Consider the following 12177-nt stretch of genomic DNA (forward strand, 5'->3'; position numbering starts at 1 on the left):
TAGTTTCCCACCTTACTTTTTTCAAGATCGTTCTGAAATCAATTGCTCTATTTCACTTACGGTCGGCATTGCTTCTGAAGAGCTATGCTTACTAACAACAATTGCAGCTGAGGCACTGCCATATTTCAGTGCTGTCTCTATATCTTTTCCTGAGTTCAATGCATATAAAAATGCGGCTGCATAAGAGTCCCCCGCTCCGAAGGTTTTCAGAACTTTGGTTTTATACGAGCCTGTTTGATAGATTCCGCCGTCTTTTGTATATGCATACGAACCTTCCACCCCATGTTTAATTACAATCAATTCTGGACGATACTGAAATAAATAATCAATCGTCCGTTGATTGCTTCCACCTTTACGTCCTTCCATCTCATCATACTCATCTCTAGTACCGATCACGATATCGGCATTTTCAGCAACAATCGAATAATACACTGCAACTTCTTCTGATGATTGCCAAGTATACGGCCGATAATCTAATTCAAACGCAACTTTTATTTGATTTTTTCTAGCATAAGAAACTGCTCTTAAAACTGCCTCTCTAGATGGACTTTGCGCCAGTGCTGTTCCAGAAACTAGTAACAAATCTGTTTGCTTAATATACTCTTCTTCAATTTCCTCAGGCGCCAAGTACAAATCTGCAACTTGATCTCGATACATTAAAATACTGCATTCTTCTGGACTTTTGATTTCCGTAAAAGCCAGTCCTGCTTTATGTCCTTTTCGATCGATAAACATCTGACTCGTATCGATTCCAGCTTCATTCATAAATGCTTCGATAAAGCGACCATGCTGATCGTCAGATATTTTCCCGATAAACCCAACTCTTGCACCTAATTTGGCACTGCCAATGGCGATATTCGCAGGAGACCCGCCTACATATTTTTTAAAGGTCATCGTCTCTTCCATCGGTCGATTATACTCAACAGCATTTAAATCGATACACGCTCGACCAAGAGCGATTATATCAAATTTCTTCGTCATCTCTGCCACTCCTTCTATTCTCTAGTTAAAATCCATTCATGATCTGGATCATTATGAAACTGCCATTTTCTCGTAGGTCCAGCCATTACATTTAAATAATAAGAATCATAGCCATCTGGAACCCCCACTGGATGGTAGCCTTTTGGCACAACGACTACATCACCATTTTCAACAGTCATCGTTTCATCAAGCAAACGATCATCTGTATAAACCCGCTGGAAAACAAATCCCTGTCTAGGATTTAGTTCATGATAATAGGTTTCTTCTAATTTAGATTCCATTGGCAAATTATCTTGATCATGCTTATGCGGCGGATAGCTTGACCAATTACCACCGTCGGTAAATACTTCAACAACTAGCAAACGCTCAGCATACGGGCTAGTATCCGGTAAAATATTATGCACTAAACGTTTGTTTTGATACTGTCCGCGTTGTTCAATCGTGTTGTCTGACGCTTTGATCAATACGGTAGGATTGTTTTTTTCAGAAGGGGCATAACAAAGGACTATACTCGCTTTAGAATTCGCTGTAATTTCAAATGAGTGTTCTCTAGAAATATAAACACTGTCCGTTGGTATTTTTTCAAAGACACTTTCACGTGCCCCGATTTCATTAAAGGTCTGTTCTCCATCTGTTACTGTTATTTGCCCTGTCAACGCAACAATACAGACCTCCTTTGTCCCTAAACTTTCCCGATAGGTACTGCCGACAGTCATCTCAAGCACCTTCAGCTCAATATATTGCAAAGCTGTATTTTTTTTATGGATATACTGAAGCAGTGTGGTTCCTTCATTCAACATTCTTGGAACAGGCTTATAGTTCAAATGTGCCATGTGTATTCCTTCTTTCCAGTTAGATAGTCGCTTTAGGATAACGAGCTGTAACTACTTTTTTACGGGTATAAAATTCTACACTATCTTTTCCATTTGCATGAAGGGTGCCATAGAAAGAAGATTTCCACCCAGAAAATGGGAAAATGCCATCGGCGCTGGTACTCCTAAGTTGATTCCAAGCATCCCTGCATCGATATGTTCTCTAAAGTACCGAATTGCAGAGGCATTATTGGTAAATAAACAAGCTCCATTTGCAAACTCAGACTGATTTGCGGTCGCAATTGCTTCTTTTAGATTTTTCACTCGAATAATCGATAATACCGGAGCAAAAATCTCATCTCGCCAAATCGTCATATCTGTCGTCACACCATCAAAAATCGTCGCTCCTACAAAATAACCATTGTCTGGAATATTTTTTCTACCGTCTACAATGAGCTTCGCGCCTTCTGCAAGGCCTTTTTCAATATAGTCAAAGGTTCTTTTTTGATTCTCTTCTCGAATAACCGGACCTAAGAAGACACCATCATCCAACCCATTCCCTACTTTGATTCCTGCTGATTTTTCCTGTAATTTATCAATAAATTCGTCTGCCACCTCATCCTCAACGGTTACAACCGCACAGGCCATACAGCGTTCGCCAGCAGAACCAAATGTTGCCGATACAATATTGGTCACAGTATCATCTAAATCTGCATCTTTTAAAACAATTGAGTGATTTTTAGCGCCAGTGAGTGCTTGTACTCGTTTTAAATATTTGCTCCCTTGAGTATAGACATATTTTCCAACTGGCTCTGACCCAACAAAGGAAATCGCTTTCACTTCTGGGTGTTCTAAAATCCCATTAACTACGTCATGTGCTCCGTAGACAATATTAAACACTCCAGCTGGCAAACCGGCTTCTGTAAACAATTCTACCAATCGCTCTGTTAACAAAGGTGTTCTTTCTGATGGTTTCAAGATAAATGTATTTCCACAAGAAATCGCCATCGGAAACATCCAACATGGAACCATCATTGGAAAATTAAATGGTGTGATTCCTGCCACAACACCAATTGGATAACGATAATTAGCTACCTCTACATCTGTGGCAATCGACGCTAAAGAATCCCCCATCATCAAGGTCGGTGTCCCTGCTGCGAATTCTACATTTTCAATTCCGCGTTGCACTTCTCCTAACGCTTCACTAAGATTTTTCCCATTTTCTAGAGTGATCAATTTAGCTAGTTCCTCTTTATGTCTAATCAATAATTGTTGATAGTTAAATAGAATTCTCGCACGCCGCGGTACTGCTACTTCCTTCCATGTTTCAAAAGTTTCTGCCGCACTCTTGACTGCCTCCTCTAAATCTCCTTTTGTAGACAAGGGAACCTCACACAATAGTTCTTTCGTAGCTGGATTATACACTTTTTCATATGACTGAGTATGACTCTCTACCCATTTTCCTCCAATATAATTTTTTAATCTCCGTACCTCTGCCATCTATACATCCTCCTTGTTATCTATTTAAAAATCAACACGATGGTAATATCTTGATAATGTTTGGTTAACTTTTGATTACATTGTACAATTACAATTTTAGATAGTCAACCTATTTCTGATAAAAAATCATGTTTTTTTGATCACTTCTTGATTACTTCCTTATTCCTCAAAAAAACATACGATGATTTATGGCTCACTAGTAAAGAAAAATGGTTACATGTTGATTACATTTAGGCCATATGTTATAGTGACTTTAATAACACAAAGTGGAAAGGTTAACGCATATGAAATTACAACGCATTCAGCAAATTGAAAACCACATACAACAACAAGGAAGTATTTCTCTTGATGAGCTTTGCCGCGTTTTCAATGTTTCTAAAAACACCATTCGTCGCGATATTAATGTGCTAGAAAAAAGAGGAACGTTGAAAAAGGTTTATGGTGGTGTCGTCTACGTAGAGAATAATCTGGTTTCTTTTGAAAATCGAAACATTCACAACCAAAAGGAAAAGGAAGCCATCGGAGCACGTGCTGCTCTACTCATCGAAGAAAATGACTTGATTTATATCGACTCAGGCACAACAACTAGCCAAATATTGAACACTGTCGACCCAGAGCTTCCCTTTACTTTATTGACAAACAATCTTGATATCATCAACTTAGCCGCAGAAATGAAAAATGTTCAACTCATTCTTATTGGAAATAGCTATAAAAGAAAAACGCGTTCTTTTGTCGGGATCGAAGATGAAGCAGTCGTAACAAGATATAATATAAATAAAGCATTCATGGCCGCTACCGGCGTATCGATCACAAGTGGATTAACAAACTCAGATTTAATGGAATACCGCATAAAAAAAATGATCGTCCAAAGAGCCAAGGACATTTACTTACTGGCTGATAGCTCAAAATTCGATCATTCTACTTTGCTTACTTATTCACCTCTAGAAAGTATCAAGGGAATCGTTACAACAAGAGAACTTCCACAAACGTATGTAGATTTTTGTGACTTACATGCCATTGAGCTTCTATATAGCAATTAGCAACATAAAAAAGGAGAGATCTATTTGCCACTACTAAAATTTGATATGATCGAAGGCCGCAGTAAAGAAGAAATACAGGTGATTCTTGATGTCGCTCATTCTGTAGTTTTAGAGTCTTTTAAAGTCCCTGCAGGTGATAGATATCAAATCGTCACTCAGCACAAACCGTTTGAAATGATTATGGAAGATACTGGTCTAGGCTTTCAACGCGAGCCTGAAAAAATGATTTCACTGACTGTCATCAGCCGTGAACGACCTACAGAACAAAAGAAACTATTTTATCGCTTGCTTGCTGAACAATTAGAAGAATTTTGCACTATTGCTCCTGAAAATTTGCTCGTTTCATTTGTCATCAATAATGATTCGGATTGGAGTTTCGGGTTTGGAAGAGCACAATTTTTAACAGGAGAACTTTGAACCTAAAGAGGTTAGTCGGGAAGCGTTTATCACTGAAAAGTTACTTCTGCTCCCACTGTTTATTCGTATTTAAAGCTCGGAACAAAACTAGTTTTTAGTTTTGTTCCGAGCTTTTTATAATTGTTCTTCTTTTTTGATGATTTGATTAAGTTTCCAAAAATTTCTTATTTGAGTGCCTACCAAGACCGCCATGATCACTCCATATATTGCTAGTAAAACTAAAAAAATAGGACTTCGCTCTTCATTTCTAGATAACAACATCGGAATCAAATAAAATACTGGAAATAGCGCAACAAAGGCAATCGAGCCTTGAAACTTTACGACCTTTTTCGCCATTTCTGCACGAGATGGCGCATCATTAAAAATCATATTCTCTTCCACTACTTCAGATTTCATTTTCCTAAAATAATACCAGTTACCAAACCTATAAAAATATTCCCAGCCACAATCTTCAAATAACTGTAAATATTCTTCAATATCATTAACATCTTGCTTAAAATCTAATTGATATACATACTCTTCGGGCTCACATTTTTCAAAGAAATAGGTCGGAATGGGCAATTTAAGATCCACCATTTTCCAGCCTTGTTTATGTTGCTCTTGTAAAAATTTTTCTTCCTCTAAATAATCCGCCAATTCAAAACGTCTTCTTATTTTTTTAGTCTCCATCTACTTTCTCTCCAATACTATTTTTGTACAATCGATTAATTCTATTGATTTCGTGAATCAGTATTTCCTCTCCCAATTCAGTGATCAGATAACTTTTCCGTCTATTCTCTTCTTTTGTAGCTTGGATCAAACCATCTTTCTCCATTTTACTAAGGCTGCCATACATCGTACCTGCACTGATAATGATTTCTTGATCGGTTAGTTCTTTCACATACTGAATAATGTTGTAGCCATGACGCTCTTCTCTAAGAGCAAATAATATATAAAAGCCGGTTTCCGTCATCGGTATGTAGATTCGTTTTAACTTATCTTCCATTTATTCGTTGCTCCTTCCTAGTTTATATCGAGGTTCGATATATCGTAATTCTATATTATATCGAACCTCGATATAAGTCAAGCATCTTTTAACGCTTTTACAAAAGTTCTTTATGCAGTTTTCAAACTGTCTAGAAAAATTCAAAACAAAAAAAGCCGAAGGGAAATCCCTTCGACTTACGTCCGAGTACCCCAGCTTTTTACACTGGTTATTGCTATATTTAAGTGTTAATTATTTAGTGATTTCAGAAACAACGCCTGAACCAACAGTACGTCCGCCTTCACGAATAGAGAAACGAGTTCCGTCTTCGATAGCGATTGGGTGGATTAATTCAACGTCCATTGCAACGTTATCACCAGGCATTACCATTTCAACGCCTTCTGGTAATTCAACTACACCAGTTACGTCAGTTGTACGGAAGTAGAACTGAGGACGGTAGTTAGTGAAGAATGGAGTGTGACGTCCGCCTTCTTCTTTTGATAAAACATAAACTTCAGCTTTAAATTTTGTGTGTGGAGTGATTGAAGCAGGTTTTGCCAATACTTGTCCACGTTCGATATCTTCACGTGCAACACCACGTAATAAAGCACCGATGTTATCGCCAGCTTCAGCGTAGTCTAACAATTTACGGAACATTTCAACACCAGTAACTGTTGTTTTAGCTGTATCTTCTTTAATACCAACGATTTCGATTTCGTCACCAACGCGAACTTCTCCACGTTCAACACGGCCAGTAGCTACTGTACCACGTCCAGTGATTGAGAATACGTCTTCGACTGGCATCATGAATGGTTTGTCAGTATCACGAGTTGGAGTTGGGATGTACTCATCAACTGCAGCCATTAATTCCATGATTTTTTCTTCGTATGAAGCGTCGCCTTCTAATGCTTTCAAAGCAGAACCAGCGATAACAGGAGTGTCGTCACCTGGGAAGTCATATTCAGATAATAAATCACGAACTTCCATTTCTACTAATTCTAATAATTCTTCGTCATCTACCATATCCATTTTGTTTAAGAAAACAACGATGTATGGTACACCAACGTTACGTGATAACAAGATGTGCTCACGAGTTTGAGGCATAGGACCATCAGCAGCAGATACTACTAAGATAGCTCCATCCATTTGTGCAGCACCAGTGATCATGTTTTTAACGTAATCCGCGTGTCCTGGGCAATCCACGTGTGCGTAGTGACGAGCATCAGTTTCATACTCGATGTGAGAAGTGTTGATTGTGATACCACGTTCTTTTTCTTCTGGAGCGTTATCGATATCAGCATAGTTTTGAGCTTCACCGCCACCGTGTTTAGCTAACACAGTTGCGATTGCAGCAGTTAATGTAGTTTTACCATGGTCAACGTGTCCAATAGTACCAATGTTTACATGGGGTTTAGAACGGTCAAATTTTTCTTTAGCCATTTTAAATGTTCCTCCTAAAATATATAAATTTTATTTTTATTTGATAGATAGTTTTACAGCTACCTGATCATCTTTTATTATTCTAACTGAAATTCACAGAAAATCCTAGTCATAAATAAGTATATACTTATTTCTTAACTATTAAGCGTTGTTTCCGCCATTTTTCTTGATGATTTCTTCTTGTACAGATTTTGGTACGTCTTCATAGTGGTCAAATACCATCATAAATGTACCGCGACCTTGTGTTGCTGAACGTAATGTTGTAGCGTAGCCGAACATTTCAGCTAGAGGCACCATTGCGTTAACGATTTGTGAGTTACCGTGTGCTTCCATTCCTTCAACACGTCCACGACGACTTGTAACGTGTCCCATGATATCACCTAAGTAATCTTCTGGTACAGTGATCGTTACTTTCATCATTGGTTCTAAGATAACTGGATTAGCTTTCTTAGCAGCCGCACGTAGCGCCATAGAAGCAGCTACACGGAAGGCTGTTTCATTTGAATCGACATCATGGTATGAACCATCGTAAAGTTTTGCTTTGATATCAACTAATGGATATCCAGCAAGAACACCGTTGTTCATAGATTCTGCCAAGCCTTTTTCAACCGCTGGGATGTATTCACGTGGAACCACACCACCGACGATGGCATTTTCAAATTCAAAACCTTTTCCTTCTTCGTTTGGTGTAAATTCAACCCAGACATGTCCGTATTGACCTTTACCACCAGACTGACGTACAAACTTACCTTCTGCCTGAGTTAAAGGCGCACGGAAAGTTTCACGGTATGATACTTGTGGAGCACCAACGTTAGCTTCAACCTTGAACTCACGTCTCATACGGTCTACTAATACGTCTAAGTGCAATTCACCCATACCAGAGATAACTGTTTCACCAGTTTCAACGTTTGTTTCAACGCGGAATGATGGATCTTCTTCAGCAAGTTTTTGCAAAGCAATCCCCATTTTATCTTGGTCGGCTTTTGATTTAGGTTCAACAGCTACTTGGATAACCGGTTCTGGGAACTCGATTGATTCAAGAATAACTGGAGCATCCATCGCACATAAAGTATCACCAGTTGTTGTATCTTTCAATCCAACAGCGGCAGCGATATCTCCTGAATACACTTTATCGATTTCTTTACGTGTATTCGCGTGCATTTGAAGAATACGACCGATACGTTCTTTTTTGTCTTTAGAAGCGTTCAATACATATGAACCACTTTCAAGGACACCAGAATAGACACGGAAGAATGTTAGACGACCTACGAATGGGTCAGTCATAACTTTAAATGCTAGTGATGCAAAAGGTGCTTCGTCGTCAGCAGGACGAGTTGTTTCTTCGTCTGTTTTAACATCGATTCCTTTGATTGCATCGATATCTAATGGTGATGGCAAATAATCAAGAACTGCATCAAGCATTATTTGAACACCTTTATTTTTAAAGGCAGAGCCACACATTACTGGGAAGAATTCAACGTTGATCGTTGCTTGGCGGATACCCGCTTTTAATTCTTCGATAGTAATTTCTTCACCATCAAGATATTTCATCATTAGGTCTTCATCAGTTTCAGCAACAGCTTCAACTAATTTTTCACGCCATTCAACTGCTTGATCCATGTATTCTTCTGGAATTTCAGTTTCTTGAATGTCAGTACCTAAGTCATTTGTATAAATTTCAGCTTTCATCGTAATTAAATCGATGATCCCTGTGAAATTATCTTCTGAACCAATTGGTAATTGGATTGGATGAGCATTTGCTTGTAAACGATCATGTAATGAGTTTACAGAGTATAAGAAATCCGCACCGATTTTATCCATTTTATTACAGAAAACAATACGTGGAACTTTATAATCAGTTGCTTGACGCCAAACTGTTTCAGTTTGAGGTTCCACACCTGATTGTGAATCAAGAACGGTTACAGCACCATCCAATACACGTAGTGAACGTTGAACTTCAATAGTGAAATCCACGTGTCCTGGTGTATCGATGATATTTACACGGTAACCTTTCCACTCTGCAGTTGTTGCAGCAGAAGTGATGGTAATACCACGTTCTTGTTCTTGTTCCATCCAGTCCATTTGTGAAGCACCTTCGTGCGTTTCACCAATTTTATGGATTTTACCAGTGTAGTATAAAATACGCTCTGTTGTTGTTGTTTTACCCGCATCAACGTGAGCCATAATACCGATATTACGAGTGTTTTCTAACGAAAATTCTCTTGCCATTCTAGGGTGTTCTCCTCTCTTTATTTAAATCGATTGTAAAGTGACTGTCTGTCGTAAAGTTAACTTACATACAGAGAGGATTTTACCAACGATAATGTGCAAACGCACGGTTAGCGTCAGCCATTTTGTGTGTGTCTTCGCGTTTCTTAACAGAAGCACCAGTGTTATTGGCAGCATCCATGATTTCTTTCGCTAGACGTTGTTCCATTGTATGTTCACCGCGTAGGCGAGCATAGTTAACAACCCAACGCAAGCCTAAAGTTGTACGACGTTCTGGACGAACTTCAACTGGTACTTGGTAGTTAGAACCCCCAACACGGCGAGCTTTTACTTCTAAGACAGGCATAACGTTTTTCATTGCTTGTTCGAAAACTTCCAATGGATCGTTACCTGTAGATTCTTTGATGATATCAAATGAATTATAGATAATATTAGCAGCAATCCCGCGTTTCCCATCAACCATTACACGGTTGATCAAGCGAGTTACTAATTTTGAGTTATAAATTGGATCTGGTAAAACATCGCGTTTTGTAACAGGACCTTTACGTGGCATCCGTAACTCCTCCTTCCGAAAATTCTTTATTATATAATACCTTAGTGATTGTCAAATTATTTAGCTGCTTTAGGCATTTTAGTACCATATTTAGAGCGGCTTTGTTTACGATCAGTAACGCCGGCTGTATCAAGCGCACCACGTACGATATGATAACGTACTCCTGGTAAGTCTTTTACACGTCCACCGCGTAATAATACCACGCTATGTTCTTGTAAGTTGTGACCAATACCTGGGATATAAGCTGTTACTTCGATTAAGTTAGACAAACGAACACGGGCATATTTACGTAAAGCTGAGTTCGGTTTTTTAGGTGTCATAGTTCCCACACGAGTACAAACCCCACGCTTTTGTGGTGAGTTTACGTTCGTTTGAGATTTCTTAAAGCTATTATATCCTTTGTTCAACGCTGGTGAATTAGATTTCTCCACCTTTGATTTACGAGGTTTACGTACTAATTGATTAATTGTAGGCATTCCTTGTTTCCTCCTTCCTCATTTCGCATCTAGTCCCACACATCCAGGTGGTTCTTTTTTAGCGATAAAAAATAATGCAATCTCTGCACTCATTATCAAATATGCTTCGATAGACAGTCAGCACGTCTCCAACGAGAGACCTGTAGATAAAGCACCTTTGATAGCATATCATGCTACTTATGAACTGTCAACCACTTCTCTATTTTTTTCTATAATACTCCCTTACTTTTTTTAAAATGTCTGTTAAAAAAGGGAAGAGGGGATTATTTCTTAATCATTCTATCTTTTTTTTCCATTTAACGGTACAATATCTTTGATTATTTGAAAGGGGCTAACAAGCGAATGAATCTTAAACAAATGGCAGGAATCGAAGCGGCAAAATATGTAACAGATGGCATGATCGTAGGCTTGGTACAGGATCTACAGCAAAATTTATGGTGGATGAAATCGGTCGACGTGTAAAAGAAGAAGGATTATCAATCGTTGGTGTAACGACTTCAAAAGAAACTGAACGTCAAGCGCAAGAGCTTGGTATTCCTTTAAAAGGTATTGATGATGTTCCTTATGTTGATTTAACAATTGACGGAGCAGATGAAATCAGCGAGGATTTCCAAGGAATCAAAGGTGGCGGTGCTGCTTTATTGTTTGAAAAAATCGTTGCGACGTATTCAAAAAAATGTATCTGGATCGTGGATGAATCAAAACTCGTTAAGAAGCTTGGTCGATTCCCTTTACCAGTTGAAGTGGTTCCTTATGGTAGCCAACAATTAGTTCGTTCATTTGAAGCGAAAGGTTATGCTCCTGTTTTACGAACAACGCCTGCTGGGGAAACGTTGGTTACAGATGGCGGTCACTATATCATCGATCTTCATTTAGAAGAAATCACTGACCCAATCGCTTTCGGTGCGTATTTGGATCAATTAGTAGGTGTAGTTGAACATGGTTTATTCCTCCAAATCGTCACAACTGTGATTGTTGGTGGAGAGTCTGGTCCTAAAACAATTCACGTTCCCAACTAGAGAATTATTTGAATAAGATTTGAAAATGAAGAGTATCATTAAAAAAAGATAAAAAAACACCTACCATTCCGTTCGTTTATATGCTACATTTTTAGTATCCTATAACTAGAAAGGACGAACGATGAAAATAATTGGTTATGCACGTACAACAATTACTGATGATGACTTAGATGCTCAAATCAAAGTGCTCTCTGACTATGGCTGCGATGAGATTTATCAGGAATCTTTCGACATCACACATGACAAGCAGCTCATTTCAGAGCTTGAGACTGTTCTAAGCAGTTTAACCCATGGGGACACTTTAGTTATTTGCCGTTTAAATAGGCTAGGTCGTTCCACCCGTCAATTGACTGAGCTGACACAAAAATTTAATGGTTCAGGTATTCATCTAGTCAGTCTTGATGAAGAAATCGACACTCGTCATCCAATGGGAGAAATTTATTTTAAATTAATGAATGGATTAGCTACAATGGAATGCGATTTAATCAAAGAACGTACTTTAATCGGATTAGACAATGCTCGAAAAAAAGGCAAGATCGGTGGACGTCCTAAAATAGATAAACGAACCATCAAAAAAATTCGCCACCTGTACCACGAAAAAAAAGAAACGATCCAGTTCATCTCTTCCAAGTGTAACGTTTCTGTGGGAACTTGCTACAAATACATCAACTTGTCTGAAGCGGACGTCGTGAAAATTTCTCAAAAATAGTAAGAATAAACCAGTAGTGAATATTTAGGAGATTACA

The 12177-nt window shown here is 38.5% G+C and carries 11 protein-coding genes and 2 pseudogenes; 4 read left to right on the forward strand and 9 right to left on the reverse strand.

Annotation, left to right across the window (positions count from 1 at the left end; translation table 11 throughout):
* Nucleotides 1-21: 21 nt before the first annotated feature.
* The 3 genes and pseudogenes from iolC to iolA all read right to left on the reverse strand — a co-directional run bounded on the left by iolC (nt 22) and on the right by iolA (nt 3293).
* Nucleotides 22-981: a 5-dehydro-2-deoxygluconokinase gene (gene iolC, locus V192_RS0105645; protein ID WP_025869842.1), complete on the reverse strand. Its 960-nt coding sequence runs from the start codon at nt 979-981 to the stop codon at nt 22-24.
* Between the two features lie 14 nt (nt 982-995).
* Nucleotides 996-1814 carry a 5-deoxy-glucuronate isomerase gene (gene iolB / locus V192_RS0105650; RefSeq protein ID WP_025869844.1) on the reverse strand — a complete coding sequence of 273 codons (819 nt, stop codon included), beginning with the start codon at nt 1812-1814 and terminating at the stop codon, nt 996-998.
* Between the two features lie 19 nt (nt 1815-1833).
* Nucleotides 1834-3293: pseudogene (gene iolA / locus V192_RS19400) on the reverse strand (methylmalonate-semialdehyde dehydrogenase).
* Between the two features lie 284 nt (nt 3294-3577).
* Here iolA and V192_RS0105660 point away from each other — a divergent pair.
* A complete protein-coding gene (locus tag V192_RS0105660; RefSeq protein ID WP_025869846.1) occupies nt 3578-4333 on the forward strand; it encodes a DeoR/GlpR family DNA-binding transcription regulator in 756 nt (251 codons plus the stop codon).
* 24 nt (nt 4334-4357) lie between these two features.
* Nucleotides 4358-4750: a tautomerase family protein gene (locus tag V192_RS0105665; RefSeq protein WP_025869848.1), complete on the forward strand. Its 393-nt coding sequence runs from the start codon at nt 4358-4360 to the stop codon at nt 4748-4750.
* Nucleotides 4751-4864: 114 nt separating this feature from the next.
* Here V192_RS0105665 and V192_RS0105670 read toward each other — a convergent pair whose 3' ends face one another.
* The 6 genes from V192_RS0105670 to rpsL form a co-directional block, all read right to left on the reverse strand.
* On the reverse strand, nt 4865-5419 hold the full coding sequence (locus V192_RS0105670) for a DUF2812 domain-containing protein (RefSeq protein ID WP_025869851.1): 555 nt from the start codon (nt 5417-5419) through the stop codon (nt 4865-4867).
* A complete protein-coding gene (locus V192_RS0105675; protein WP_025869853.1) occupies nt 5409-5735 on the reverse strand; it encodes a PadR family transcriptional regulator in 327 nt (108 codons plus the stop codon). The genes V192_RS0105670 and V192_RS0105675 overlap by 11 nt, the downstream gene beginning before the upstream one ends.
* Before the next feature lie 231 nt (nt 5736-5966).
* The gene (gene tuf / locus V192_RS0105680) at nt 5967-7154 is read right to left on the reverse strand and encodes an elongation factor Tu (RefSeq protein ID WP_010761693.1); all 1188 of its coding nucleotides are present in this window, start codon (nt 7152-7154) and stop codon (nt 5967-5969) included.
* Between the two features lie 141 nt (nt 7155-7295).
* Nucleotides 7296-9383 (reverse strand): elongation factor G, encoded by a 2088-nt coding sequence (gene fusA / locus V192_RS0105685; protein ID WP_025869855.1) that lies wholly within the window; start codon nt 9381-9383, stop codon nt 7296-7298.
* 82 nt (nt 9384-9465) lie between these two features.
* Nucleotides 9466-9936, reverse strand: coding sequence for a 30S ribosomal protein S7 (rpsG, locus tag V192_RS0105690; RefSeq protein ID WP_010761695.1), 471 nt, complete (start codon nt 9934-9936; stop codon nt 9466-9468).
* 56 nt (nt 9937-9992) lie between these two features.
* Nucleotides 9993-10412, reverse strand: a complete 420-nt coding sequence (rpsL, locus tag V192_RS0105695; RefSeq protein ID WP_010761696.1) for a 30S ribosomal protein S12 — start codon at nt 10410-10412, stop codon at nt 9993-9995.
* Between the two features lie 342 nt (nt 10413-10754).
* Here rpsL and rpiA point away from each other — a divergent pair.
* Both rpiA and V192_RS0105705 read left to right on the forward strand, forming a co-directional pair.
* Nucleotides 10755-11431 (forward strand): annotated as a pseudogene (gene rpiA / locus V192_RS19405) (ribose-5-phosphate isomerase RpiA).
* 121 nt (nt 11432-11552) lie between these two features.
* A complete protein-coding gene (locus tag V192_RS0105705) occupies nt 11553-12140 on the forward strand; it encodes a recombinase family protein (RefSeq protein ID WP_025869858.1) in 588 nt (195 codons plus the stop codon).
* Nucleotides 12141-12177 lie beyond the last annotated feature (37 nt).

This window comes from Enterococcus crotali (assembly GCF_000633635.1).
Classification (GTDB): domain Bacteria; phylum Bacillota; class Bacilli; order Lactobacillales; family Enterococcaceae; genus Enterococcus_L; species Enterococcus_L crotali.